At 73.3% G+C, this 26,286-nt stretch carries 18 protein-coding genes; 14 read left to right on the top strand and 4 right to left on the bottom strand.

What is annotated here, in order from left to right:
* The first annotated feature begins 5 nt into the window (after positions 1–5).
* Positions 6–620 (top strand): HAD family hydrolase, encoded by a 615-nt coding sequence (locus tag KZ829_RS29515; RefSeq protein ID WP_220147171.1) that lies wholly within the window; start codon positions 6–8, stop codon positions 618–620.
* Between the two features lie 7 nt (positions 621–627).
* Here the strand turns inward: KZ829_RS29515 and KZ829_RS29520 are convergent, their stop codons facing one another.
* On the bottom strand, positions 628–2,307 hold the full coding sequence (locus KZ829_RS29520) for an alkaline phosphatase D family protein (protein ID WP_220147172.1): 1,680 nt from the start codon (positions 2,305–2,307) through the stop codon (positions 628–630).
* 139 nt (positions 2,308–2,446) lie between these two features.
* On the opposite strand from KZ829_RS29520, the gene ftsY reads away from it, so the two are divergent.
* The 8 genes from ftsY (at position 2,447) to KZ829_RS29560 (ending at position 14,338) form a co-directional block, all read left to right on the top strand.
* Positions 2,447–3,640 (top strand): signal recognition particle-docking protein FtsY, encoded by a 1,194-nt coding sequence (gene ftsY / locus KZ829_RS29525; protein ID WP_220147173.1) that lies wholly within the window; start codon positions 2,447–2,449, stop codon positions 3,638–3,640.
* Positions 3,641–3,724: 84 nt separating this feature from the next.
* Positions 3,725–4,522 (top strand): aminoglycoside phosphotransferase family protein, encoded by a 798-nt coding sequence (locus KZ829_RS29530; protein ID WP_183216539.1) that lies wholly within the window; start codon positions 3,725–3,727, stop codon positions 4,520–4,522.
* Between the two features lie 238 nt (positions 4,523–4,760).
* Positions 4,761–6,146, top strand: coding sequence for an ammonium transporter (locus tag KZ829_RS29535; protein WP_308285713.1), 1,386 nt, complete (start codon positions 4,761–4,763; stop codon positions 6,144–6,146).
* Positions 6,147–6,182: 36 nt separating this feature from the next.
* A complete protein-coding gene (locus KZ829_RS29540) occupies positions 6,183–6,521 on the top strand; it encodes a P-II family nitrogen regulator (RefSeq protein ID WP_183216535.1) in 339 nt (112 codons plus the stop codon).
* A 4-nt stretch (positions 6,522–6,525) separates the two neighbouring features.
* Positions 6,526–8,793, top strand: coding sequence for a [protein-PII] uridylyltransferase (locus KZ829_RS29545; protein ID WP_220147174.1), 2,268 nt, complete (start codon positions 6,526–6,528; stop codon positions 8,791–8,793).
* Positions 8,794–8,859: 66 nt separating this feature from the next.
* A complete protein-coding gene (locus KZ829_RS29550; RefSeq protein WP_220147175.1) occupies positions 8,860–11,322 on the top strand; it encodes a glycosyltransferase family A protein in 2,463 nt (820 codons plus the stop codon).
* A complete protein-coding gene (locus tag KZ829_RS29555) occupies positions 11,319–12,353 on the top strand; it encodes an O-methyltransferase (protein ID WP_220147176.1) in 1,035 nt (344 codons plus the stop codon). Before KZ829_RS29550 ends, KZ829_RS29555 begins: the two co-directional genes overlap by 4 nt.
* Positions 12,354–12,355: 2 nt before the next feature.
* Positions 12,356–14,338, top strand: coding sequence for an acyltransferase family protein (locus KZ829_RS29560; protein ID WP_220147177.1), 1,983 nt, complete (start codon positions 12,356–12,358; stop codon positions 14,336–14,338).
* Between the two features lie 177 nt (positions 14,339–14,515).
* Here the strand turns inward: KZ829_RS29560 and KZ829_RS29565 are convergent, their stop codons facing one another.
* Positions 14,516–16,900 carry a glycosyltransferase family A protein gene (locus KZ829_RS29565; protein ID WP_220147178.1) on the bottom strand — a complete coding sequence of 795 codons (2,385 nt, stop codon included), beginning with the start codon at positions 16,898–16,900 and terminating at the stop codon, positions 14,516–14,518.
* A gap of 83 nt (positions 16,901–16,983) precedes the next feature.
* Between KZ829_RS29565 and KZ829_RS29570 the strand changes: the two genes are divergently transcribed.
* Genes KZ829_RS29570 through KZ829_RS29590 form a run of 5 tightly spaced genes read left to right on the top strand, consistent with a single transcriptional unit; the run spans position 16,984 to position 22,708 of the window.
* Entirely contained in the window at positions 16,984–19,167 is a 2,184-nt protein-coding gene (locus KZ829_RS29570) for a glycosyltransferase (protein ID WP_220147179.1), read from the top strand.
* Positions 19,164–19,820 (top strand): hypothetical protein, encoded by a 657-nt coding sequence (locus KZ829_RS29575; protein ID WP_308285714.1) that lies wholly within the window; start codon positions 19,164–19,166, stop codon positions 19,818–19,820. Before KZ829_RS29570 ends, KZ829_RS29575 begins: the two co-directional genes overlap by 4 nt.
* The gene (locus tag KZ829_RS29580) at positions 19,817–21,385 is read left to right on the top strand and encodes a hypothetical protein (RefSeq protein ID WP_220147181.1); all 1,569 of its coding nucleotides are present in this window, start codon (positions 19,817–19,819) and stop codon (positions 21,383–21,385) included. Before KZ829_RS29575 ends, KZ829_RS29580 begins: the two co-directional genes overlap by 4 nt.
* A complete protein-coding gene (locus tag KZ829_RS29585) occupies positions 21,382–22,350 on the top strand; it encodes a glycosyltransferase family 2 protein (protein ID WP_220147182.1) in 969 nt (322 codons plus the stop codon). Before KZ829_RS29580 ends, KZ829_RS29585 begins: the two co-directional genes overlap by 4 nt.
* The gene (locus tag KZ829_RS29590) at positions 22,337–22,708 is read left to right on the top strand and encodes a GtrA family protein (protein ID WP_220147183.1); all 372 of its coding nucleotides are present in this window, start codon (positions 22,337–22,339) and stop codon (positions 22,706–22,708) included. Before KZ829_RS29585 ends, KZ829_RS29590 begins: the two co-directional genes overlap by 14 nt.
* Before the next feature lie 332 nt (positions 22,709–23,040).
* Here KZ829_RS29590 and KZ829_RS29595 read toward each other — a convergent pair whose 3' ends face one another.
* Both KZ829_RS29595 and KZ829_RS29600 read right to left on the bottom strand, forming a co-directional pair.
* Positions 23,041–24,303, bottom strand: a complete 1,263-nt coding sequence (locus KZ829_RS29595) for a nucleotide sugar dehydrogenase (RefSeq protein ID WP_220147184.1) — start codon at positions 24,301–24,303, stop codon at positions 23,041–23,043.
* 23 nt (positions 24,304–24,326) lie between these two features.
* Positions 24,327–26,078: a stealth family protein gene (locus KZ829_RS29600; RefSeq protein ID WP_308285715.1), complete on the bottom strand. Its 1,752-nt coding sequence runs from the start codon at positions 26,076–26,078 to the stop codon at positions 24,327–24,329.
* Positions 26,079–26,286: the final 208 nt, after the last annotated feature.

Here is a 26,286-nt window from a genome sequence, read left to right on the forward strand (position 1 = left end):
AAAGCATGCGCGACCGCGCCCAGGCCCTGTTGATCGACCTGGACGGCGTGCTGCGCCGCTGGGATCCGGCCCCGATGATCGCCGTCGAGGTCGAGTACGGGCTCAAACCCGCCTCGCTGCTGGAGACGGCGATGTCGTGGGACATCTACCGGCCCGCGATGGCCGGGGAGATCACCGACGCCGAGTGGATGGGGCTGGTCGCCGACCGGCTGCCGCTGTCCGCGGACGAGTCCATCGCGGCGGTCGCGGCCTGGCAGGCGTACCGGGGCGAGGTGGACCCGGAGGTGCTCGCCTTCGTGCGGGAGGTGCGGGCCGGCGGCCGGAAGGTGGCGATCGCCACCAACGCCACCGACCGGCTCCGCGGCGACCTGGACGCCCTCGGGCTCACCGCCGAGGTGGACCTGGTGCTCAGCTCATGGGAGCTGAAGGTCCACAAGCCGGCCCCGGAGTACTTCGAGCAGGCCTGTCAGGCGATCGGCGAACTGCCCAAGCACGTGCTCTTCGTCGACGACGACGACCGGGTGATCCGGGGGGCGCGCTCGGCCGGGCTGTCCGGTTACCGCTGGGCCGGGCCCGAGCACGTCCCCTATCTGCGCAAGGTCCTCGACCTGCCGGAGTGAGGCGCGGTCAGGGGTGGTAGTCGGCGGCCGCCACCTCGACCAGCGCACCGTCCTTCGTGGTGCCCTCGATGCGGGCGGACGCGGTCGTGCCCTCCAGGCGGAGGGTGCCGACCGCGTTGCCGAAGTACGGGCCGGACAGCCGCTTCCAGCGCAGCGCCGGCTTGTGCACCGACAGGGTGCGGGCCAGGCCACGAGCCACCTGCGCGACCGCGCGCGACCAGGCGATCCGCATCAGCGGGCGCATCGGCAGCGGCACCTCGTTGTGGATCGGCGAGCAGGTCAGCTGGTACACCGGCGTCGTCATGGCGTGACCGAAGTCGGCGCGGGCCACGTAGGAGTGGTGGACGTCACCGGAGAGGACGCTGATCGAGGCGGGCGCCGCGTACACCCCGCCGGCGCCGACCCGGTGTCCCTCGGCGGCCGGATCGCCCTCACCGAGCCGCCGGAACAGCTCGCCCAGCGCCGCGAACGATTTGCCGAACGCGGCCCAGTGCTCCAGGTCGAAGGCCCGCCGGATCCTCTCGCCGAGCGCGGCCGCCCGGGGCCGGTGCGACTCGGCGAGCCGTTCGTTCCACGCCTCCAGGTAGTGGATGGCCGGCGGCATGAGCCACGGCAGCGACGAGCCGACCACCAGGTGGTCGTAGTCGCCGTGGGCACGGTCCAGGAACCAGTCCCACTCGGCGGGCGGCAGCATCGCCCGGGCGCCCGGGGTGAGCACCCGGTTGCAGCGGTTGTCCAGCACCACGAGCCGGGTCCGGCCCAGATCGAGGGCGAAACTCCACTGGTACGGCACGTCGGTGTTCTCCGCCGACTCCGGCTCGTCCACCCGGTGACCGAACTCACGCAGCAACTCGGTGGCGTCCCCGGCGGCGGAGACCTTCTGGAACAGCGGGTCGGCGGCCAGCTCGTCCGGGCTCAGATTGCCCAGGTGCTGGTAGATCCAGTACGAGGCGAGGCCACCGGAGATCCGCTCCCGCCACCACGGCTCCCGGGCCATGTCGGCACGCCAGGAGGCCGAGGTGTTCCAGTCGTCGATCAGCTCGTGGTCGTCGAAGATCATGACGCTCGGCACGGTGCTGAACAGCCAGCGCACCTCCGGGTCACGCCAGGACTCCAGGTACAGCTTCGTGTACTCCTCGAAGGAGACCACCTGGTTCTCCGGGCCGGCGTGCCCGTCGCGGCGACGCCGGCGCAGGAAGCGGCGCACCTTGGCCGAGGTCTCGTCGGCGTACACCTGGTCGCCGAGCAGGACCAGCAGGTCGGGGCGCTGCGTGGGGTCGGTCGTCAGACGGCGGGCGTAGGCGTCCAGCGCGTCCGGGGGCAGCCGGCGCCTGCTCGCCGACGGGGTGGCCTCCCGGCACGAGCCGAAGACCAGGCTCACCGGCTGCTCACGGTCGTCGGCGGCCCGGGTGCGGATCACCGGCGGCGGGTGCTCCGCGCCGGCCTCCGGCCAGACCTGCCGGTCGTCGAGGAACAACCGGTACGGATTCGCGGAATCCGGGGACAGGCCGTCCACCACCACGAGAGCGTAATGATGCCCGTACGCCGAAAAGGTCTGTGCCGAGCCTGCGCCCGCGGTCTCCACCTCGACCCGCACCCAAGCGGGCTCGCTGGTCTCCAGCCAGAGGGTGGCGCGGTCGTCGACGACCCGGCGGAGCACCGGGCCGATGAGTAGCTGAGCGGTCACCGGACCGGTCCGGGGATGTGCCGCATGGGGGGTCCTCCACGCTGTCGAAGGGGGCGCCCCATCCTCCGGCACGACGGCCCGGAATCGCCAGTGCGTGACCTCTCCCACGGCCGGACGGCTCATCTGTCAGGATTCGGGCATGGAATACGTGGTCGCCGCAGTGATCCTGCTCGTCGTCCTGGTCGTGGGCGCGGTCGGGCTGGTGGTGCCGAGGATGCGCCGCCGCGAGCTCCCGCCGCCGCCCGCACCGGGCTCGACCACCACCCTGGAGCGCCCGCCCGCCGCGCCGACGGTGCCGCCGGTCGAGGAGGAGATCCCGCCGCTCATCGAGCCGCCCGCGCCGGTCGTGGCCGAGGAGCCGCCGGCGCCGGTGGTCGTCGAGGAACCGGTCCTCGAGAAGCCGGAGCCCTCGGTCGGCCGACTGGTCCGGCTGCGCGCCCGGCTGGCCCGATCGCAGACCGTGCTCGGCCGGGGCCTGCTCAGCGTGCTCTCCCGGGACCACCTGGAGGACGACGACTGGGACGAGATCGAGGAGAGCCTGATCACCGCGGACGTGGGGGTCGAGGCCACCCAGGTGATCGTCGAACGGCTCAGGGAGCGGGTCCGGATCCTCGGCACCCGGAGCGTCTCCGAGGTGCGCGACCAGCTCGCCGAGGAACTCGTCGCCGCCCTCGAGCCGGAGATGGACCGCAGCCTGCGGACCGCCCCGCACGACGGCCGGCCCGCCGTGGTCCTGGTCGTCGGCGTGAACGGGGCCGGCAAGACCACCACCTGCGGCAAGATCGGGCGGGTGCTGATCGCCGACGGCCGTACCGTGCTGTTCGGCGCGGCCGACACGTTCCGGGCGGCCGCCGCCGACCAGATCCAGACCTGGGGTGAGCGGGTCGGCGCCGAGACCGTCCGTGGCCCGGAGGGGGGAGATCCGGCCAGCGTGGCGTTCGACGCCGTGAAGCGGGGCATCGACACGAGCGTGGACACCGTGCTGATCGACACCGCGGGCCGCCTGCAGAACAAGGTCGGCCTGATGGACGAGCTGGGCAAGGTCAAGCGGGTGGTGGAGAAGCACGGCCCGGTCGACGAGACGCTGCTCGTGCTGGACGCCACCACCGGGCAGAACGGTCTCGAGCAGGCCCGGGTCTTCACCGAGGTGGTGGACGTCACGGGAGTGGTGCTCACGAAACTCGACGGCACCGCCAAGGGTGGCATCGTCATCGCCGTGCAGCGGAAACTCGGGATCCCGGTCAAGCTGGTGGGACTGGGTGAAGGTCCGGACGATCTCGCGCCGTTCGAGCCCGCCGCGTTCGTCGAGGCCCTCCTTGGTGGGGACGCGTAGGCTCCCCAGAGGAACAGGCCTTTCCTTCCGTTTTACGGGCGGTGGGTGGGGCGGTCGGATGGGTCTGACTGTGGGAGGCCGTGAGTGACGCATGAGCCGGTGCGCGAGATACCGCTGCACGGTGGCAACGTCAGCACGGTCTCCCGGATCGGTGACACCGTCCGGCGCAACGCGGGGCCGTGGACGCCGGCCGTGCACGCCCTGCTGCATCACCTGGAGCGGGTCGGGTTCACCGGCTCGCCGCGTGCCCTCGGGATGGACGAGAAGGGCCGGGAGGTCCTCTCCTACCTGGACGGCGAGTGCGGGGAATACCCTCTGGCGCCCCACTGGGTGACCGAGGAGGCGCTGGTCACCGTCGCCACCATGCTCCGGATGTTCCACGACGCGCAGTACGGTTTCGTCCCACCGCCCGGCGCGGTCTGGCGCTCGTTCGGGCCGCCCCCGCCGGACACCGAGGTGATCTGCCACCACGACGCCGCCCCGCACAACGTGGTGTGGCGGCCGGACGGGACACTCGCGCTGATCGACTTCGATCTGTCCTCGCCCGGGTCCCGGCTCTACGACGTGGCCTACGCGGCGTGGACCTGGGTGCCCCTGTTCAGCGACCGGGACTCGTACACGCTGGGGTGGAAACGGCCCAACCGGCCGCGGCGGCTGCGGTTGTTCGCGGACGCGTACGGGCTGATCCCGCGGGACCGGCACCGGCTGGTGCGGACCATCCGGAAACGGATCGTCGACCACGTCGAGGGGATCCGGCGGATGGCCGCGGCCGGTGATCCGGCGTTCGTCCGGATCGTGCACAAGGGCCACCTGCGCCGCCCGATGCGCGATCTCCGCCTGCTCGACTACGAGCGCCACATCCTCGAGTACGCGCTGCGCTGAGCCCCGCCGAAGTGTCCCGAGCCGGGCGAAAACGACGATATCGTCGCAGCTCAGAGGGCTTGATCACATCGACTGTGAGCTTTTCTTCACACGTCGGAAACAACGCGTGACGTTCTGGAAATCGCGCGTAGACCGTGCTCGAAACAGCCGACCGGAAGGCTTCCCGCCGAACCGGCCGACAGGCGACGTTGCCCCAGGTCCGGTGTGAGAGGACACCTCAATTCCGAGAGGAGGCAGCGTGGAGATCAACACCGGCAATACCGCCTGGTTGCTCCTGTCGTCTGCGCTCGTATTGCTCATGACACCGGGTCTGGCGCTGTTCTACGGTGGCCTCAACCGGTCCAAGGGCGTCCTGAACATGATGATGATGAGCTTCTCCGCCATCGGGCTCGTCAGCGTTCTGTGGGTCGTCTACGGCTTCACCCTCGCCTTCGGTGTCAACGAGAGCGAGGGGCTCCAGAACATCATCGGCAACTTCGACTACCTCGGTACCGATGTTGCCAAGATCAGCGAGGAGTGGCTGTTCTTCGGGGCCAACACCGGCATCCCGACGTACGCCTTCCTGGTCTTCCAGATGATGTTCGCCGTCATCACCGTCGCGCTGATCAGCGGCGCGGTCTCGGACCGCATGAAGTTCGGCGGCTGGGTCCTCTTCGCGCTCGGCTGGTTCACCCTGGTCTACATCCCGGTCGCCCACATGGTCTGGGGTGGCGGCTTCATCGGCACCACGATCCGCGCTCTCGACTTCGCCGGTGGCACCGCGGTGCACATCAACGCCGGCGCCGCGGCCCTGGCCCTGGTGCTGGTGCTCGGCAAGCGCATCGGGTGGCCGAAGGAGAACATGCGGCCGCACAACGTGCCGTTCGTGGCCCTCGGCGCCGGCCTGCTGTGGTTCGGCTGGTTCGGCTTCAACGCCGGCTCCGAGCTGACCGTCGACGGCACCACCGTCATCGCCTTCATCAACACCCAGGTCGCCACCGCCGCCGCGCTCCTCGGCTGGGTCGCCGTCGAGTGGATCCGGGACCGCAAGCCGACCCTGGTCGGCGCCTCCTCCGGCGCGGTCGCCGGTCTGGTCGCCATCACCCCGGCCTGTGGCTTCGTCGCCCCGCTGCCGGCCGTGCTCATCGGTCTGGTCGCCGGTGCGGTCTGCGCCCTCGCGGTCGGCCTCAAGTACCGGTTCGGCTACGACGACTCGCTCGACGTGGTCGGCGTCCACTTCGTCGGCGGCTGGATCGGCTCGCTGGCGATCGGCTTCTTCGCCACCGACGCCGTCAACTCCGGCATCACCGACGAGAAGATCCTGAACGCCAGCAACGGTCTCTTCTACGGCGGCGGCGCCACCCAGCTGCTCCGCCAGTTCGAGGCGAGCGCCCTGGTCACGGTCTACTCCTTCGCGGTCGCACTGGTCCTCGCCTTCATCCTCAAGGCCGTCAAGCTCCTGCGCGTCAGCGAGGAGTCCGAGGTCGGCGGCATCGACATCGCCGCACACGGTGAGACCGGCTACGAGTTCACCCCGGCCGCGGGCTCCGGCAACGGCGGCGCGTTCGCCCTCGCCGGCATCGGCCACAAGGAGACCGTGGACGCTGACGGCAAGGCTTCCGTCAGCCAGAAGGTTTCCGGCTAAATTCCCCCGATGGCTGCAGCGATGGAAGGACTGAGCATGAAGCTGGTGACCGCGGTCATCAAGCCGTACCAGCTCGACGCGGTGAAGGAGGCTCTGCACGCCCTGGGCGTCGCCGGGCTCACCGTGAGCGAGGTACAGGGATATGGCCGGCAGAAGGGCCACACCGAGGTGTACCGGGGCGCCGAGTACACCGTCGAGTTCCTGCCCAAGATCAAGGTTGAGGTGCTGACCGACGAGATCGACGTCGAGAAGATCGTCGACGCCATCGTCACCGCCTCGCGGACCGGCAAGATCGGCGACGGCAAGGTCTGGGTCACCTCGGTCGACGAGGTGGTCCGGGTTCGTACCGGCGAGCGCGGCCTCGACGCCCTCTGAGCCCATGACGAACCCGTTGAGTGAGCCGCCGGCCCCTCCGGCGCGCCCGGCCGCAGGCGGTTCACTCGACAAGCTCAAGGAACACATCGGCGCCGCCGCCCGCGACGAGCGGGCGGCGGCGCTCGACGTCTGGCTCAGGCAGCTTTTTCCGTCCCACCTGCCCGGGGTCAGCCTGCTCGCCGTCGGCGGGCTCGGCCGGCGCGACTGCGCGCCGTACAGCGACCTCGACCTGGTGCTGCTGCACCGCGGCGCGGCCGGTGTCGACCGGATCGCCTCCGCCCTCTGGTACCCGATCTGGGACGCCCGCCTCGGCCTGGACCACTCGGTGCGAACCCTCCCCGAGGCGCTCGCCGTCGCCCACGACGACGTGAAGGTGGCCCTCGGCCTGCTCGACGCCCGGCACGTGGCGGGCGACGCGGCGCTCTCCGAGGAGCTGATCACGGCCGCCTCGGACCAGTGGCGGCGGACCGCGGTACGCCTCGTGCCACAGCTCAAGGAACTCACCACCGCCCGATGGACCAGCCACGGCGAGCTGGCCTTCCTGCTCGAGGGCGACCTCAAGGAGGCGTCCGGCGGGCTACGCGACGTCACCCTGCTGCGCGGCGTCGGCCGGGCCGGGATCGCCGACACCATGCGGCCCGCCGTGCGCGCCGCCACGCTGCGCCTGCTCGACACCCGCGACGCCCTGCACCTGACCGTCGGCCGCCGGGTGGACCGGCTCGTCGCCCAGGAGCGCAAGGCCGTCGCCGACCTGCTCGACATCGAGGACCCGGACACGCTGCTGCGCCGGGTGTCCGGTGACGCCCGGACCGTCGCGCACGCCGTCGACGACGCCTGGCGCGCCATCGACCGGCTGCGCGGCGGCCGCCGCCGGGGTGGCCCGTCCGGTCCGCCGTCCCGCCGCCCGGTCGCGCGGGACGTCGTCGAACAGGACGGTGAGCTGGTCCTCGCCCGGACCGCCATCGGGCCGGTGCCCGACCCCAGCCTGTCGCTGCGGGTGGCCGCCGCGGCCGCCATCGTCCGGCTGCCCATCGCCCGGGCCACCAGCGAGTGGCTCGCCTCGTTCTGCCCGCCGCTGCCCACCCCGTGGCCGCCCGCCGCCCGCGCCGCGCTGGTCTCGCTGCTCGGCTCCGGCCCGGGCCTGCTGCCCACCTGGGAGACCTGCGACCGGTACGGCCTGATCGACGCCTGGCTGCCCGAGTGGGCCCGGATGCGCAGCCTCCCGCAGCACCACCCGATCCACCGGTACACCCTCGACCGGCACCTGGTGCAGACCGCCTACGAGGCGACCGCCTACACCCGCGAGGTGGACCGGCCCGACCTGCTGCTGATCGGCGCGCTGCTGCACGACGTCGGCAAGGGACTGCCCGGCGACCACAGCATCGTGGGCGCCCCGATCGCCGCCGAGATCGCCACCCGGATCGGCCTGCCGCCCGCCGACGTGGCCACCGTCGAGAAGATGGTCCGGCTGCACCTGCTGCTGCCCGACGTGGCCACCCGCCGCGACCTGAGCGACCCGAAGACCATCTCCCCGGTCGCCGAGGCGATCGGCGACCCGGCCACCGTCGACCTGCTGCACGCGCTGGCCCGGGCCGACTCGCGGGCCACCGGACCGGCCGCCTGGTCGGACTGGAAGGGCCGGCTGATGGCCGAACTGGTCGGCAAGGTGCAGACCGCCCTCGACACCGGCGCCCTCCCGGAACCGCCGGAACCCGACCCGGAACTGCTCGACGGGACGCTGCCGGTGGTGCACCTGGACGGCGACCGGGTCGCGGTGGCCGCCGCCGACCGGCGCGGGCTGCTCGCCGGGGTGGCCGCCTGCCTGGCCATGCACCGGCTCGACGTGGTGGGCGCCAACACCGTCACGGTGGACGGGCGGGCCATCGTCGAGTTCTACACCCAACCGCGGTACGGGTCGCCGTACGATCCGGTTGCTCTCGCGGCCGATCTGCGCCGAGTCGGCGCCGGCGACGTCTCGGTGACCCAGCGGGTCCGCGCCCGCGCGATGAGCGCGCGCGGCGGCACCGCCTCGCCCCGGGTGGTCTGGCAGCGTGACGTGGCCACCGACGCGGTCGTGCTGGAGCTGCGCGCGGCCGACTCGCCCGGCCTGCTGTACCGGGTGACGCACGCCCTCGACGAGGCCGGCGCGGAGATCCGGGCCGCCCGCATCTCCACGCTCGGCACCGACGTGGTGGACGCGTTCTACCTGGTCGGCACATGGTCCCCGGCGGACCGGGACCGGGTGGCGGCGGCCGTCCTGGCGGCGGTCTAGCGTCACCCGGGCCGTCACCCCGGCGTTGATCCGAGCGGATCATCACCGGGTACGGACGGAGAGCCGATGGCTGACGCGCAGCCGGTCGCATTGCTGGACGATCACGTGGCCCTGGCGGGCGCCGGGGCGGAGGTTTCGCTGCCGAACTCGGCGATGCGCACCCGTTCGGTGGCGGCCCGCCGGGTCCTGGCCCGCGCGGCCGGCGTCACCCTGGAGGAGGCGCTGGAGGCGGCCCGGGCGGGCGACGCGCGCCGGCTGCGGCGCCGGGCCGACCCGGCACGTCTCGCCGGGCTGGCACAGACCATCGCCCTCCAGGAGGAGCTGCCCGGCGACCGGGACGACGCGCTGGCCCTGTACGGGCTGCTGCGGTCCGCCCTCCCGCCCGAGCACCAGGCCCTGCACGCCCAGTTGGCCTACGCCTGGCAGGGGCCGGAGAAGGCACGGGAGCTGCTCGGGGCGTACCGGCGGATGCCGGCCCCGGCCCGGGAGGCGCTGGAGATCGACCTGGCCAACCCGTACGCCGGTGGATCGGTCCCGGAGGAGGTCTGGCTGGCCCGGTTCGGCCGGCTCTTCCCGGACCCGCCGCCGGTGCTGACGGCCGCCCCCGAGCGGACCCCGTTCGACCGGCTCGCCGGATCGGCCGGGCAGCCCGCGGAGACGGGTGGCGAGCGGGTCACGGTCGTGGTGACCTCCTACCGGCCCGGGCCGGGCCTGCTCACCGCGGTCCGGTCGATCGCCGCCCAGTCCTGGCCGGACCTGGAGATCATCGTGGTGGACGACGCGTCGCCGCCGGAGCACGACGCCGTCCTGGCCGCCGCCGAGGACCTGGATCCCCGGGTGCGACTGGTCCGGCTGCCGGAGAACGGGGGCACCTACGCGGCCCGCAACGCCGGGCTGGAGGTGGCCCGCGGCGACTTCGTCACCTTCCAGGACTCCGACGACTGGTCGCATCCGCGCCGGATCGAGTTGCAACTGCGGCCGCTGCTCGACGACCCGGCCGTGGTGGCCTCCACCTCGGAGGGGCTCAGCGTCACCGACCAGCTGGTGATGACCCGCCCGGGGATCCGGCGCGGCCGGGTCAACGTGTCGTCGCTGCTGTTCCGCCGGGAGCCGGTGATCGGGCGGATCGGCTGGTTCGACGAGGTGCGCAAGGCCGCCGACTCGGAGTTCCTGGAGCGGATCCAGACGGTCTTCGGCAAGCGGGCGGTCCGGCGGGTCAGCCGTACGCTGGCCCTGATCCGGCTCTCCGAGGGTTCCCTGTCGCGGGCCGAGATCCGGGCCTACTGGATGCACCCGGCGCGGACCGCGTACATGTCGGCGTACCGGTGCTGGCACGCCTCGGCCGGTCCGCTGCACCGGGCCCGGTCCGGCGCCGACCGCCCGTTCGTGGCGCCGGCCCATCTCAGCGGCGGCACGGCGGCCCGCCGGTACGACGTCGTGGTCGCCGCCGACTGGCGGTTCCTGGCCGGGGTCCAGCGGTCCGCGCTCGCCGAGATCGCCGCCCTGCGCGAGGCCGGCCGAACGGTCGCGATCCTGCACCTGGAGGCGCTGCGCTCGGTGCACCGGCAGCGTCGCGGCCTCAGCCCGGGGGTGCAGCGCCTGATCAACGCCGGCCGGCTGGACCAGGTGCTGGAGACCGATCCGGTCGAGGCCGGGATGGTGCTGGTCCGGCAGCCGGAGGTGCTCCAGTTCGCGCCGGAGGACGGCTGCCGGATCCGGCCCGGCCGGGTGCTCGTGGTGGCCGACCGGGCTCCGGCCCGCCGGGACGGCGCCGACCGCCGGTACACCGTGGACGCGACCGGCGCGGCGGCCGCCCGGCTCTTCGGCGCCGACCCCCTCTGGTGCCCGCAGGACCGGGGCGTACGCGCGTTGCTGGACGGCGTGGAGCTGACCGCCTTCGACCTGCCGGTCGTGGTCGAGCCGCACGACGTGGCCCGTCCACTGCCCGACCCGCTCGGCCCGGCCGTGATCGGCACCGACCTGTGCGACGCCGCCGAGTGGCCCGCCGACCTGGCCGTGGCGCTGGACGTGCCGCGCCGGTGCGCCGGTGCCGACGTCCGGCTCAGGCTGCCGGAGAGCCCGCTGCGACCGTCCGCCGTGCCCGCGTCGTGGCTGGTCTACGAGGCGGCCGACCTGGACCCCCAGACCTTCGCCGCGCAGCTCGACTTCTACCTGCACTTCCCTCCGGACGAGGCGGTCGAGCTGGTGTCCCGGCCGGCCCTGGAGGCGGCCGCCACCGGCTGCGTGGTGCTGGTGCCGCCGCGTCTCGCGTACGCGTTCGGCGACGCCGCGACGCCCTGTGCCCCGGCCGACGTGCCGGCCCTCGTGCGCCGCTACCAGTCCGATCCGGACGGTTACACCGCGCTGAGCCGGCGGGCCCGGACGGCCGTCGAACGCGACCATCGCCCCGGGCTTCTGGCCGAACGGCTCGGCGCTCTGCTCCCGAGTGCGCCGGCCGAGGGCGTAACGGGGCCACGACCCGCCCCGTTACCCCGGGGGAAGTGCACCCAGGAGGAGTTGTCAGCATGAGCACCCTGAGCCGAACACGTCGCCGGCTGCCACGTTTGACCAGCCCACAGATCGCGGTGCCGGTGTCCGCCGGTGTCCTCTGCGCCGGGGCCGTGGCCACCGCGGTCACCGGGTACGACCGGATCGCCGTCGCCCTGCTCGCCCTGCTCGGCGGCGTGATCGTGGCCGGGCTGCTGCTGGTGTACCGGCGTCTCGCCAAGGTGCAGAAGGCCGGCGTCACCGCCCAGCGGGACCTGCGGACCACGGTCGAGGAGATGCAGCGCCGCCTGATCGCCGCCGTGGAGCGGGAACGGCTCACCGCCGGTGACCGGCACCTGGAGCTGGCCGAGGCGGTCGCCCGGGTTCGGCAGCTCACCGAGCGCAAGGCCGGCTCCGCCCAGGTGCTCTCGCTGCCCCGCGAGTTCGAGGCGACCGTCCAGCTGTTCCAGGGCTTCACCCCGCGGGCGCCGATGCCGTCGTCCGGTGACTTCGCGCTGAACCCCACCGGCCTGCTGGAGCTGCTCCACCTGATCCGGACCCGCAAACCGCGCCTGGTCCTGGAGCTGGGCAGCGGCACCTCGTCGGTGTGGATCGCCTACGTGCTGGAGAAGTCCGGTGGCAAGCTCGTCTCGCTGGACCACGAGCAGGGGTACGCCAACCGGACCCGGCAGGCGCTGGTCGCCCACGGGCTGACCAAGGTCGCCACGGTGCGCGACGCACCGCTCGCCCCGGTCAACATCGAGGGCCGCGACTATCCCTGGTACGACCCGGAGGCGCTGGCCGACCTGCACGACATCGACTTCGTGCTGATCGACGGCCCGCCCGCGGCGGTCGGCGCGGATGCCCGCTACCCGGCCCTGCACATGATCGAGAAGCGGCTCGCCGACCGGGCCACCGTGGTCTTCGACGACGCCGGGCGGCCCGACGAGCAGGCCGCGCTGGCCGCCTGGACACAGCGGTACGACGGGCTGACCCGGGAGGGTGAGCTGCTCGGCCGGCACGCGGTGCTGGCGTTCGCCCGGCCGCCGGCGATGGCCGCCACCCGCGGCTGAGCATGACCGTCACGCTGCCCGGGCGCCGGAACCGTCCGGCGCCCGCCGCGGCGCACCCGGCGTACCGGGGCGACATCGAGGGGCTGCGCGCCGTCGCGGTGCTGCTCGTCGTCCTGGCCCACGTGGGCGTGCCCGGGGTGGCCGGCGGGTTCCTCGGCGTCGACGTCTTCTTCGTCGTCTCCGGGTTCCTGATCACCACGCTGCTGCGCCGGGAGATCGCGTCGACCGGGCGGGTCGATCTGGTGCGGTTCTACGCGCGCCGGGCCGTCCGGCTGTTGCCGGTGGCCACCCTGGTGATCCTGGTGAGCCTGGCCGGCGCCTGGCTCTGGGCGCCGCCCATCCGGTTCGCCTCGTTCGCGCACGACGCGCTGGCCGCCGCCACCTACACGATGAACCTGCGTCTCGCCGGCGCCGAGACCGACTACTTCGGGGACCCGGCGCCGTCGCCGTTCCAGCACTTCTGGTCACTGGCCGTGGAGGAGCAGTTCTACCTGGCCTGGCCGCTGATCCTCCTGCTGGCCCGGGGCCGGTGGGCGCTGGGTGTGCTCACCGCAGGCACGGTCGCCTCGTTCGTCTGGAGCATTGAAAAAACCGGATATTTCGGTACGGAGGGGAGAGCCTGGGAACTCGGCGCCGGCGCGATCCTCAGCTACCTGGCGATCCGGCGGGAACGGCCGTGGCTGGGCTGGACCGGGCTCGCGGCCGTCCTGGTCGGGGCGGTCACCGCCGACGAGGGCCACACCTTCCCCGGGCTCGCGGTCGCCGGCACCGTCGCCGTCATCGCCGCGAACGGCAACCGGCTGCTGGAGACGGCGCCGATGCGCTGGCTCGGCCGGATGTCCTACGGCTGGTACCTCTGGCACTGGCCGCTGCTGCTGATCGCGCCCGCCGGCCTCGCCACCCGGACCGCCGCCGCCACCGTGGCACTGGGACTCGCCGTCGCGAGCCACCACCTGCTGGAGAACCCGGTGCGCCACCACCGCCTGTGGACCGTACGCCCCCGTCGCGGCCTGTTCCTCGGCCTCGGCCTGTCCGCCGCGGCCGCCGCGATCGCCGGCGCCGGCATGGTCCACCCGCCGGCCGTCCCCGCCAAGGGCGCCGCCGCCGACGCGCGGCGGGCCGTCGCCGCGGCCGGGAACCCGGCGATCACCCTGAACCGGCTGCTCCTCGCCGGGCAGACCGCCACCGACCTGCCGCGCAACCTGAACCCCACGCTGGCGGGGGCGGCCCGGCAGCGGCTCGCTCCGCAACTCGACGGCTGCCACGTCGGGCTGTCCGGACCGTTCCGGCCGAAGAGCGACTGTGCCTACGGCGACCGCGCCTCGAACCGGGTGGTGGTGCTGTTCGGCGACTCGCACGCCCTCCAGTGGTTCCCCACCATGGAGGCGCTCGCCGAGCGGCACGGCTGGCGGCTCTACAACTTCACCCGCAGCTCGTGCAGCCCGGCCGAGATCGCCGTCAACGAGCGCCGGGCCCGGGCTCGCTACCTGGAGTGCGACGACTGGCGGCGGGAGGTGCTGACCCGGATCGCGCGACTACGGCCCGGGCTCGTGGTGGTCTCGTCCAGCGTCAACTACCGGCAGGTGCTGGCCGACCCGTCGGCCGCACCGGACGCCGTCTGGCAGACCGGCTGGGTGCGCACCCTGGCCGCCCTGAAACGCGCCTCCCGGAACGTGACGATGCTGGTCGACACGCCGTTCCTCACGGTGGTGCCGGCCGACTGCCTGAGCACCCGGTCGACGTCGATTGCCAGTTGCGCCGCCCCGCGCCGGGACGTGCTGCCCGAGCCGCGGTGGCGGGAGATCCAGCGCGCCACGGCGGTGGCCGCCCGTATCCCGGTGGTCGACCCGGTGCCGTGGCTGTGTGCCGCGAAGTGCCCGCTCGTGGTCGGGGACACCCTGGTCTACCGGGACAGCAACCACCTGACGGAGGCGTACGCCAAGGTCGTCGCCCCGTTGATGGAGCCGCATCTGCCGCGGGTGTGAGACGGGGCGTGCCCCCGCCCGTGGGGTGACGGACGGGGGCACGCGCGCGGTGCGGGGGCACCGCGCGGGCCGGGAGGGGGTTCCGGCCCTGCCCCCTTCTCATCGGCGGCCGCCGCGCGGGCTCGATCCTTACGTCGGGTGCCTTCCCGTCACCACACGGTTGCGGTGAACGACCCGTCACCCTTTGAGGAGGGCGGTGACCGCGTCCCCGTAGCGGGCGTGGGCGTGACGGGACTCGGCGAAGGCCAGGCCCCGCTCGCTCTGGGCGAGCAGGGCGGCCCGGTCGCCGTGCAGGCGGGTGATCACGGCCGGGACGTCCTCGGCGTCGGCGTAGACCGCCGCCGGGCCGAAGTCGGGGCTGAACCGGTGCGGCAGGACCGGTACGCAGCCGGCTGCCATGGCGATCAGCACCTCGGGGCAGCCCGGGTCGGCCGGGTCGTCGTCCGGCGGCACATGCAGGTAGAAGTCCAGCTGGTGGAGGAATCCGCGGGTGTCCAGGTCGGCCGGGCGGTAGACCAGCCAGCCGCGGGTCGGCTTCTGGGCCGGGCGGTTGAGGTCCAGCATCCGGACGTCGACCTGCGGGGACCGGGGCAGGATGCTGCGCAGCCGCTGCCATTCCGCCGGGCCGCCCGCGCAGATCCGGCCGATCACCGGGCGGTCGGCGCGCGGGCCGGGCCGGTGCAGCTGCCAGCGGCGCAGGTCGACGGTGCCGGGCACGTCGGCGGCAGTGAGCCGGGCGCCGAACGGGCCGGCGGTCAGGCCGCCGCGGGACGACGGTCCGGTGGGCGCCCACAGCGGCTCGACGCCGAACAGCCGGCGGGCCTCGGCGGCGCAGTGGGCGGCGGCCGGAGCCCACGCCGGGTCGGACTCGATGACCACCAGGTCGCCGCGGACCCCGGACGGGGTGCCGGGCGCGAACCCGAGCCCGGCCGGGCCGTGCACCAGGATCAACCGGGCGTGCACCTCGTCGGAGAGCACCACCTGGTCCACCTCCCCGGCGTTGATCATCTGTTGCAGGCCGGGATCGATCCGGGCCGGGCGGCCCGCGACGCCGGTCAGCTCGTCGAGTTGCAGCACGGCGACCGCGCGGCCGGGCCGGAGCGCCGCCCGTACCCGCTCGGCGACCGGCCAGGCCAGGTCGCCGCGGATCCGCCAGTCACCGGCCAGGATCACGTCGAAGGTGGACCGCCGGTCCGCCGCGTCCCCGGCCAGACCGCGGGGCACGGCGAACGGCCGGTGCTCCGGCGCGCTCGGCCGGACCGCCGGTTCCTGCCCGGCGGCGACCCGGGTGTGCCAGGCCTGGAAGGCGGAGAGGTAGGCGTGCCGCGCCGGGATCATCCAGCCCGGCCCGATGTCGGCGCCGGACAGCGACCCGGCGCCGAGCCGGATCAGGGCCAGCGGCTCGGCGTCCAGATGCCGTACGGCGGGGCGGCCGAAGACGGCACGGGCGCGTTCCACGTACTCGGCGTCGGCGCCCTTGCGTACCGGGTCGAGGTAGCCGAGCCGGTCCAGGGCGGCCTCCCGGCGGATCATCAGCGACGACAGGTTGTACGACCGGAACTCGGCGAACCCCGGCCGGGTCACCACCAGGTCCTCGGTCACCCGGATGGCCGCCGAGGTGGTCGCCACCGGCCCGTCCGCGGCGAGCAGCGGGGTGACCTGGCGTTCCAGCCGCAGCGGGTGGGACCAGTCGTCGGAGTCCTGGAAGGTGACGAACTCGCCGCTCGCGTGGTCGAGGCCGGTGTTGCGGGCCCGGTAGGTGCCGCCGTTGACGGGCATCCGGATGATCCGCACCCGTGGGTCCAGTTGCGCCGCCCGGGCCAGCACCGCCCCGTACGCGTCCCCGGACCCGTCGTCGACGACCAGGATCTCGTGGTTGGTCCAGCTCTGCGCCACCAGGGACCGGACCGCCGTGATCAGTTCCGGTCCCGGCCGGTACGTCGTGACGATCGTGGTGATCCGGTGCGCCGACCCGGTGCGGGTCACCGTCCCGGACCGGATCCGGTCGAAGGAGGTCGCCGCCACGCCGTCCAGCGACAGCCCCGGGGCGGGCAGCAGGCCGGCGAACCGGCCCGGCCACTCGTCCTTGGTGGCCAGGTCGACGACCAGCGCCTCACGGACCGGCGCGGGCACGTCCGGATAGTCGGCGAGCAGCTTGGCGACGCGGACCGGGTCGCCGGCCGCGAACGCGATCTGGGCGTGCAGCCCCTGATGGAGGGGCGCCACCCCGGCCGGCCCGAAGGTACGCAGCAGCGAGTCGAACAGGGCCAGCCCGTCGGACCGGTCGCCGGGATACAGATCCTGGCACGCCACCACCCGGGCCAGCTCGCCGAGCGTCCACGGGTCGGCGTCCTGGAACAGCCGTCCCTCCCGCGCGGCGGCGACCAGCTCGTCGGCGGAGCGGCGGGCGGTGGCGTACGCCAGTAGTGTCCGGGCCGCCGCCGACCGCGTGTGCAGGGCGGCCGTGGCGGGCCCGGTGGCCGCCACGGCGGTCAGTTGCCGCCAAGAGCGTTCCAGCAGTTCCCTGCCGTACGCGTCCGGTGTCGTGTGCTGCCTGCGCAAGGACCCCCCTCAACTGTCGGCAGGATCAACGCACCGGGGCGGGGGAGCGTGACGCCGGGCGTGGACGGTTCGTTGATCCGACCATGACCGCGACCGTCCACGACGTGGCGATCCTCTCGGATTTCCGGTACCCGGGTGGCACCTCGGCCAGCATCGCCGCCGAGATCCGCGCCCAGGCCCGGGCCGGGCTCACCACGGTGCTGGTGCACGTGAGGTCGCCGCACCTCAAACAGAACCGGCCGTTCCATCCGCTGCTCACCGAGCTGATCAAGGATGGGTCGGCGTACCTGGCGGCCGAGGGTGAGGAGGTCACCGCACGGCTGCTGGTGGTCCGGCAACCCCGGATCTTCACCGAGGACCTGAGGACCGTGCCGCCGATCCGGGCAGGGCGCGCCGTGATGGTGCTCAACCAGGCGCCCGGCGACGCCGGCGACCCGGCCCGCTACTACGACTTCGCGGCCGTCCGGCAACGGGTCCAGGGATACTTCGGGGCCGGCATCGAGTGGGCGCCGATCAGCCCGCAGGTGCGCGCCGAGGTGCTCCGGGCCGACCCGGGCGCGACCCTCACCGGCGCCGACTGGCACGAGATCATCGACGGGTCCGAGTGGTGGACCGATCGGCCCGGCCCGGTCAGCGCGGTCCCGGTGATCGGCCGGCACGGACGGCCCGATCCGGTGAAGTGGCCGCGGACCGTGCCGGAGCTGCTCCAGGCCTACCCGGACACACCCGGCATGCGGGTCCGCATCCTCGGCGGCGGCGAGCTGGCCGTGGAGAAGCTCGGCCGCACCCCGGCGAACTGGGAGATCATCGAGTTCGGCACGAGAGAGCCGGCCGAGTTCCTGCGCGGGATCGACTTCTTCGTCTACTTCCACGACCCCGACCTGATCGAGGCGTTCGGGCGGACCATCATGGAGGCGATGGCGGCCGGCGTACCGGTGGTCATCGGTGAGCACTTCCGGCCACTGTTCGGCGACGCGGCGCTCTACACCACCCCCGAGGGCGTGGTCCCGCTGGTCCGGGCCCTGTACGCCGACCCCGGCCGCTACCGTGCCGTGGCGCTGCGGGCCCGCGAGTTCGTCGAGGCCCGGTTCGGCTACCCGTCACACGTGGCCCGGCTGGCCGACCGCGGCGTACGCCCGGGCGCCCCGCCACCCCCGGCGCTGGCCCCGCCGCCGCCCCCGCCACCCGGCGCGGTGCTGCTGGTCAGTGACAACGGGGTCGGCCTCGGCCACCTGTCCCGGCTGATGGCGATCGGCCGGCGGCTGCCCGGCGACACCCCGGTGGTGGTCGCCACCCAGTCGCACGGCGCCCTGGTGGCCCACCAGGAGGGTTTCCTCACCGAGTACATCCCGTCCCGTTCGGTGCTCGGCCTGGCCCGTTCCGGTTGGGCCGAACTGCTGCGCAGCCGCCTCGAGTACCTGATCGAGCTGCACCGCCCGGCCGTCGTGGCGGTGGACAGCGTGCCGCACGACGGCATCGTCGCGGCGGCCCGGGCCCATCGCGGGATCACCTGGGTGTGGGTGCGCCGCCCGATGTGGCGGCGCGACACCGGCGCCGAGTGGATCGAGCGGCGGGACGCCTTCGACCACGTCCTGGAGCCGGGCGAGTTCGCGGCCGCCGCCGACGAGGGCCCGACCGTCGAGGACCGGGCCGGAGTACGGCTGGTCGGCCCGATCACCTACCTCGACCCGGACGAGCTGGCCGAGCCGGAGGATGCCCGGCAGGCCCTCGGCATCGAACCGGGCCGGCCGGCCGCCCTGCTCCAGCTCGGCGCCGGCAACATCAACGACATCGCGTCGCCGGTCGCCCGGATCGCCCGGCACCTGCGCGACGCCGGTTTCCAGCTGGTGCTGGCCGAGTCGGCGATCGCCACCGAGCCGATGCCTCCGGTGGAGGGGGCACACCTCGTGAAGCTCTACCCGATGAGCCGGTATCTGCGCGGATTCGACCTGGTGGTGAGCGCCTCGGGTTACAACTCGTTCCATGAGCTGATCGCCTTCGGCATCCCGGCCGTCTTCCTGCCCAACCGGGAGACCGCCCTGGACGACCAGGTGAGCCGGGCCCGGTTCGCGGCGGCCGCGGGCGCCGCGCTGATCATCGAGGACCCGGACGGCCCGGACCTGGACCGGGTGCTGGCCCGGGCGGTACGCGCCGACGTCCGGGAGGCGCTGAGCCGCCGCTGCGCCGAGGTGGCCCCGCTCAACGGCGCCGCCGACGCCGCCGGATGGCTGGCGGCCTTCATCGACCGACCGGAGGATGCACGGTGACCGACAGCGGCGAGGAGATGCAGGCGCTCGTGGTCCGGCTGCGCACCGTCGAGCAGGAGCGGGACGCCTGGCGGACCCGCTGCGCCGGCCTGGCGGGGGAGCGCGACTCCGAACGCGAGCAGGCCCGGCGGCTGCGCGGCAGCGGCTCCTACCGGCTGGGCCGCACCCTGGTCTCCTTCGCCAGGGAACCGTTGCAGGGCCCGCCGCGGCTGATCCGGCGGCTGGTCGGCCGGATCCGCCGCCGCCCGGACGCGCCGGCACGCCGCACCCGTACGGCCAAACGCCCCCTGCCGGCCCGCCTGTACGTGGCGATGGGCCTGGACCTGCCGGCGCTGCGGGAGCTCGTCCAGACCCTGCGGCGGCGGCTGACCGTCGAACCCGACCACCGTGCCGTGGTGCTCACCGACAACCCGGAGTTCTCGCTGCTGCGCAAGGCCGGCCTGATCCTGGAGTACCTGCCGGACCGGTCGACCTGGGAGCGGCACCGGCCGGACCGGGCCTGGGACGAGGTGCTCGCCGGCCGCCTGTCCCGCCTGTACGCCGAGCACGCCGCCACCCACGTGGTCTTCGTCGACCCGGAACGGCCTCCGGCGCTGACCGACCTGCTGGACGACACAACCCCGTCGGCGTTGGGCTCGTTGCAGCAGACATGACGGCCCAAACCACCGTGATTCCGGCGCTGGCCGCCGCGGCACCGCCGGCCCCTCCGCCATCGCCACCCCGCCTCTGGGGACACGTGGCCCGGCGCTGCGTGCTGGCGCCGATCGTGGTGCTGACCCCGCTGCTGGCGGTCGCGCCGTCCCGGGACCACCGGTTCAACGTCTACTGGCACGGCGGCATGTTCCGTGACGACCCGGGCGCGATCGTGTCGCACACCATCGCGAGCGGGGACGCCTACCTGCGGCTCGGCAACTTCCGGCCGCTCGGGCGGATGCTGGAGAAGTCGCTCGACCTGCTCGCCTTCACCGGCACGCAGCAGCTCGGCCTGCCGGTCAACGTGACGCTGCGGGCCGTCTCGATCGGTGCGGCCGTTCTGCTGACCCTGGCCGTGGTGCTGTTCGCGGAGAGCGTGCTGACCCGGGGGCGGCTGTTCGGCGGCGCCCCCTCGCGGGTGGCGCTGCTGCTGCCGTACGCCGTCGCCGCCGGATTCGTGGCGGCCGGCCAGGACAGCACCACGATCCTCTTCGGCGGCCTCTACCTGACCACCGCGGCGCTCGTCCTCACGGTCGCCGCGACGGCCTGCCGGCTGGACCGGCTGCGCTGGTGGAACGGGGTGCTCGCGGTGACCGCCGGGGCCGCTCTCGCGGTGTTCAACGAGCCCGCCTACTTCGCCGTGCCGCTGGCCACGGCCGCCGTGCTGATCCGCGGCCGGTTCGTGCTCGGGCTGACCGGGCGGGAACTGCTCACCTCGGCCGGGGTGCGGTTCGCCGGCCTGCTGTGGGCCGGGTTCCTGCCGGCCTTCGCGACGGTCCGCTGGATCATCCGCGGGTTCTGCGCCCAGGGCGGCTGCTACCAGGGGTCGGACCTGATCGTGGACGGGCGGTCGGTGCTGCTGCTGCCGGTCCGGATGGTGGCCTGGCTGCCGCCGCTGCAATGGCGGGCGGCCACCGCCGCGACGCCCGGGGACTGGCTGCGCGGGGTGGCGCCGGTGGTGGCGCTGCTGCTGCTCGGGGCGCTCGCCGCGCGTACCCTCATGCTCCTGCCGAAATCAGGCGTCCCGGCCACGCGCCCGCTCCTGGGTCTCGCCGCGCTCGGCGTGGTGGTCCTGGCCTGCGGCGCGCTGCTGGCCACGCTGAGCGTCGCGGTGCGCAGCGCGATGAGCGGCCGGGAGCTGTGGGAGCAGGGCTGGCGGGACTCGGCGCTGACCGTCCCCGGCGGGATGCTGCTGGTGGTGGCGCTGGTGCTGCTCGCCGGGCGCCGGGCGACCATGAGCGCGCTGGCCGCCCTGGTGCTGCTGGGCGTGGTCTCGGCCACCGCCAACCGGGCGTACGCCGGCACCGTCGCGGTCCAGCGTGCCGCGCAGCTCGACAACCGGATCGCCGCGGTGGTGGGCTCGTTCGACCGGAGCCGGGCCGGTGACGCCCGGCGCTGCGCGCTGCTCGACGAGGCGATCGCCGCCAACCGGGGCAAACCGTTCCTGCAACGGCGTTACCGGGACTCGCTCGACGTGGCGGCCCGCACCCTGGCCGGCGTCCCCTTCTGCGAGCGGGCCGGATGAGCCCCCTGGTCTCGGTGATCGCGCCGATCTTCAACGAGGGCGCGGGCGTCGACCGGTTCGTGACCCGGCTCGGCGAGGTGCTCGGCGACGCCGCCCTCGACTACGAACTGGTCCTGGTCGACGACGGCTCGTCCGACGACTCGTGGTCCCGGATCGCCCACTGCGCGCTGGTCGATCCGCGGGTCCGCGGGCTGCGGCTGTCCCGCAACTTCGGCAAGGAGGCGGCGCTGCTGGCCGGCCTCGAACACGCCGCCGGCGACGCGGTCGTGGTGATCGACTCCGACCTCCAGCATCCGCCGTCGGCCATCCCGGCCATGGTCCGCCGCTGGCAGGACGGCGCGCACGTGGTCGAGGCGGTGAAACGCAACCGGGCCGGACAGGGCCTCGGCAACCGGCTCGGGTCGCGGCTCTTCAACCGCGCCTTCACCCGGCTCACCAAGGTCGACCTGGTCGACGCCACCGACTTCCGGCTGCTCGGCCGCCCGGCCGTGGAGGCGCTGCGGCGGATGCCCGAGCACTCCACGTTCTTCCGCGGCACCAGCAGCTGGATCGGCTTCACCCGGGCCACCGTCGAGGTGGACATCGACCACCGGGAGGGCGGGGCGTCCCGGTGGACCCTGCGCGGCCTGTTCCGGCTCGCCGTCAACGGGCTCACCTCGTTCACCTCGGCCCCGCTGCACATGGTCACCCTGGCCGGGCTGGCGTTCGCGGTGTTCGCCGTGGTCCTCGGCGTGCAGACGCTGGTCCGGTGGATCAGCGGCGGCTCGGTCGCCGGTTTCACCACGGTCATCCTGCTGCTGCTGGTGACCGGGACGTTCGTGCTGATCGGCCTCGGCGTGATCGGTGAGTACCTGGCCCGCATCCACGACGAGGTCCGCGCCCGGCCCCGCTACCTGGTCCAGGAGCGCGCCGGGGCGCCGGAGACCGCCGATCGCCGGGTGGTCGAGCAGCGTGCCGAACGTTGACCGGCTGTTCCGCTACGGCGTGAGCGGCGGGCTGAGCGCGTTCACCCACTTCACGGTGGGCCTGGCCGGAATCGGTCTCGGGATGCCCCCGGTGCCCGCCTCGACAGCCGGGTTCGCGGCCAGCGTCGCCGTGTCCTACCTGCTGCAACGGACCTGGGTCTTCCGGTCCGGCACCGCACACACGAGCACCGCGCCGCGGTTCCTCGCGGTCACGGCAGCCGCCCTCGCCCTGAACACAACGGTCCTGTGGATCGGCGCCGAACTGCTGGGCGCCCCCTACCCGATGATCCAGGCCGTCGCCCTGGTCCTCATCCCGGTGGTCAACTACCTGCTCAACTCGCGCTGGACCTTCGCCTGAAGATCCTTTCCCGGTACGGCTCGGGAGCGCCCTCAAACGCATTTCCGCACGTCCCGTAGCGCACCGCGAGATCCGTGCGTGGTCCAGACCATGCCGCGCCCGCCGGGCGTGAGTGAGTGGTCCCTTTCGGTCACGGCCGGGTGGATGCCCGGCCACCGATCTCAGCCCGGCGGTGCCTCGCGGGCGGGACCACCCGCGCGGCTCGCGGTGCGTCAGGGGACGGGTGGCTGCGGTTGGGACCGTCCACCCCGTACCGGAAAAGATCTTGAAAAATGGACGGCCCGGCGCCGGAACAGAGAGAGCGGCCCGGCGCCGGAGCAGAAGGGGCCGGATTACAACCGATGGGCCTCGCGGATCGTCGTCACCCCTCGGGTGTCGAAGAAGCGTTTCGCGGTGCGGGCCAGTTCGTCCGGGTCGTATTCGCGGTGGTTCTGGACCAGGATCACCAGGTCGGCCGAGGCGGTCGCGCCGGCCAGGTCTTCGGTGCGGGAGACCGGAACCCCGTCCAGGTCCCAGGTCGTCACGTGCGGATCGTGGTAGGCGACCGTCGCGCCGAGCGCGGCCAGCTGGCGGGCCAGCGGGGCGGCCGGTGACTCCCGCTGATCGGCGATGTCGGCCTTGTAGGTGATGCCGAGCAGCAGCACGGTGGCCCCGCGGACCGCCTGGCCGTCGGCGTTGAGCAGGTTCTGGGCACGCCGGGCCACATAGGCCGGCATGGTCGTGTTGATCTCCTGGGCCAGCTCCACGAACCGGAACGGGTAGCCGAGCTTGCTGCGCACGTTGTGCGAGAGGTAGTTCGGGTCGATCGGGATGCAGTGCCCGCCCACGCCCGGCCCCGGATAGAACGCCTGGAACCCGAACGGCTTCGTGGCCGCCGCGCGGATCACGTCCCACAGGTCGATGTCCAGTTCGTGGCAGAACCGCGCCATCTCGTTGACCAGCGCGATGTTGACGTGCCGGTAGGTGTTCTCCAGCAGCTTGGCGGTCTCCGCCTCCCGGGTCGACCGGGTCCGCACCACGGTCTCCACGAACCGGCCGTAGAACGCCTCGGCCCGGTCGGTGCACTTCGGCGTGTAACCGCCGACCACCTTCGGCGTGTTGTGCGCCCCGTAGACCGCGTTGCCCGGGTCGATCCGCTCCGGCGAGAACGCCAGGTGGAAGTCGATGCCCGCGGTCAGCCCGGACATCTGCTCCAGCCGGGGGCGCACCTCGTCGTCGGTGGTCCCGGGATAGGTGGTGGACTCGAGCACCACGAGCATGCCGGGCCGCAGGTTGCGGCCGATCGCCGAGGTGGCCCCGAGGACCGCCCGCAGGTCCGGCCCGTCGCCCTCGGCGAGCGGCGTGGGCACGCAGATCACCGCGGTCCGGGCCTGTCCGATCAGGGTCTCGTCGGTGGTCGGCTGGAAGCCGCCGGCCAGCATCTTCTCCACGTCCGTGCCGCTCAGGTCGTCCACGTGGGAGCGGCCCTCGGCCAGGCTCCGGACGACGGTCTCGTCGACGTCGAAGCCGAGCACCGACATGCCGGCCCGGATCGCCTGCTGCGCCAGCGGCAGCCCGACGTACCCGAGTCCGAGGATGACGACGTCGTAACTCAAGGATGTCTCCTTCAAACGTTTGGTCAGGCGACGGGCGGCAGCGCCACATCGGGCGGGACCGGCCGGTCGGTGTTCGGCCGCCGCGGCGCCGCGATCGCCCGGAGGACCCGGTGCTGCGACTCGAACGGCGAGACGAACGGCAGGTAGGCGGGAAGGAACTCGGCGACCAGCGCCTCCTGGTCGGCGACCGCGGCGCTGTGCACGTCCACGTCGTTGAGGCAGAACGCGTCGACGTCCCGGGAGCGCAGCAGCCGGGCGAGCCGCAGCGGCGTGGCCGGCTGGGCCAGATCGGTGTAGAGGTAGCGGATCCGGCCCGGCGCGGCCCGGCCGGTCAAGTACGCGTAGTACTGCTGGAGCGAGGAGAGCAGCGAGATGTCGTCCGGATGCCGGAACTGGTGTCCGGCCGTGGCCCGTACGTGCTCGGCGAACCGGTCCTCGATCTCCTCGATGACGCTGCGCCGCGACGGGTGCGGGGTGTGCATCATCTTGCGGGTCAGCATCCGGCCGAAGGTCTCCTGGATGAGCCGCCGGTTGTTCTTGGCGGCCGAGTCGGCGGGCCGGTCGGCGGGACCGCGCGGCGCGGTGTCCACCCGGGCCGCCGACGCGAAGAACTTGGCCAGCCCGCCCGGGGTGAAGAACAGCTCCGGGCCGACCGGACGGCCCAGGATCACGTCGTCGTTGAGGTAGAGGAAGTGCTCGGCCAGTTCCGGGATCCGGTGCAGTCGCGACTCGATGGCCTGCGAGTTGAAGGTCGGCAGGGTCCCGGTGTCGCCGAAGATCTCCCGGTGGCTCACCAGGGTGAGCCGTGGGTGCGCCCGGTCCAGCCAGGACGGCGCCTGATCGTCGGTGACCAGGAAGACCCGGCGTACCCAGGGGGCGAAGCAGTGCAGGGCGCGCAGGGAGTAGCGCAGCTCGTCGCGGCTGACGTACCGGGAGTCGTTGGCGGCCTGCGCGCTGACGTCGCCGATCCACGGGTTCCGCTCCAGGGCCCGGGCCTTGCGCTGTTGCCACTCCGGGTCGCCACCGTCCACCCAGGTGTAGACCACGTCGATCGGGAAGTCGATGCGGTCCGGGTCGACCGTGGTGAACACCCGCCGGGTCCGGTACTCCGTGGTGTCGTCCCGCGCCGCGAACGACCCGAAGACCGGTTCGGCGGCGGTCGTCTCCGGTTCGTCCGCCGGGATGTCGTCGGCCACCGGATTGCGCCGCGGCGAGATCAGCCGGTCCTTCGTCACCCGCCAGAACTCGACCTCGCAGCCCAGTTCGGGGCCGAGCACCAGACTGCCGCCGGGGTCGGTGACCGGCCAGGACACCGACACCACCTCGGCCTCACGCCGTCCGCGCCGGCCGGCCGGGAAGACCGTCCGCAGGGTGCCGTGATCCCCGGTGACGAGCTCGGCGAGCAGGCGCAGGGTCCGGTCCCGGTCGGTACGGCGGACCGCCACCGAGGTCCGGACCGCGGCCCGGACCGGCACCCGGAACCAGTCGATCCCGGCCCGGTCCAGCGCCTGGACGACCCGGTCCAGGTTGCGGCGGCGGACGTCGGCCGGCGCGGCGGCCGGGTCGACGCGGGCGGTCAGCCAGCCGGCCGGGGTACGGACCCGCAGCGCGGTGACGTCGGCGGGGCGCCGGCCGGGTCCCAGCGGCATCAGGGTCCGGGCGATCCGGAGGCGCCGTTCGGGGGCGACGCGGGGCAGGACACGTGTCTCGACCGTTTCGAAGATCCGCCGTCGAACCGACCAGGGGGTCAGCCGCAGGATCTGTCGCAGGGCCACGCCGTAGTCCTTTCGCCGCACGTTCGACGACATAACGCCGGGGCCGAGACGGAAGTTGCGGTCTATATCAGGAGTTGCACCGGTTATCTGGGGTATACGCCGGTTAATCCTGGTATCAGGGGGAAACGCGGAAGCCCCACCCCTAGGGGAACGGATCGGGGTCTCGGCCGATGCGGGCGGTTGCGCGGACAGGCCATGGTGGAAAGCG

The organism is Actinoplanes hulinensis (assembly GCF_019429605.1).
Taxonomy (GTDB): domain Bacteria; phylum Actinomycetota; class Actinomycetes; order Mycobacteriales; family Micromonosporaceae; genus Actinoplanes; species Actinoplanes campanulatus.

Excerpts from the sequence above, each read along its gene's own strand:
- KZ829_RS29540 (WP_183216535.1), top strand. The coding sequence starts at position 6,183 with ATGAAGCTGGTGACCGCGGTCATCAAGCCGTACCAGCTCGACGCGGTG.
- KZ829_RS29585 (WP_220147182.1), top strand. The coding sequence starts at position 21,382 with ATGAGCCCCCTGGTCTCGGTGATCGCGCCGATCTTCAACGAGGGCGCG.
- ftsY (WP_220147173.1), top strand. The coding sequence starts at position 2,447 with ATGGAATACGTGGTCGCCGCAGTGATCCTGCTCGTCGTCCTGGTCGTG.
- KZ829_RS29515 (WP_220147171.1), top strand. The coding sequence starts at position 6 with ATGCGCGACCGCGCCCAGGCCCTGTTGATCGACCTGGACGGCGTGCTG.
- KZ829_RS29580 (WP_220147181.1), top strand. The coding sequence starts at position 19,817 with ATGACGGCCCAAACCACCGTGATTCCGGCGCTGGCCGCCGCGGCACCG.
- KZ829_RS29570 (WP_220147179.1), top strand. The coding sequence starts at position 16,984 with ATGACCGCGACCGTCCACGACGTGGCGATCCTCTCGGATTTCCGGTAC.
- KZ829_RS29560 (WP_220147177.1), top strand. The coding sequence starts at position 12,356 with ATGACCGTCACGCTGCCCGGGCGCCGGAACCGTCCGGCGCCCGCCGCG.
- KZ829_RS29545 (WP_220147174.1), top strand. The coding sequence starts at position 6,526 with ATGACGAACCCGTTGAGTGAGCCGCCGGCCCCTCCGGCGCGCCCGGCC.
- KZ829_RS29555 (WP_220147176.1), top strand. The coding sequence starts at position 11,319 with ATGAGCACCCTGAGCCGAACACGTCGCCGGCTGCCACGTTTGACCAGC.
- KZ829_RS29550 (WP_220147175.1), top strand. The coding sequence starts at position 8,860 with ATGGCTGACGCGCAGCCGGTCGCATTGCTGGACGATCACGTGGCCCTG.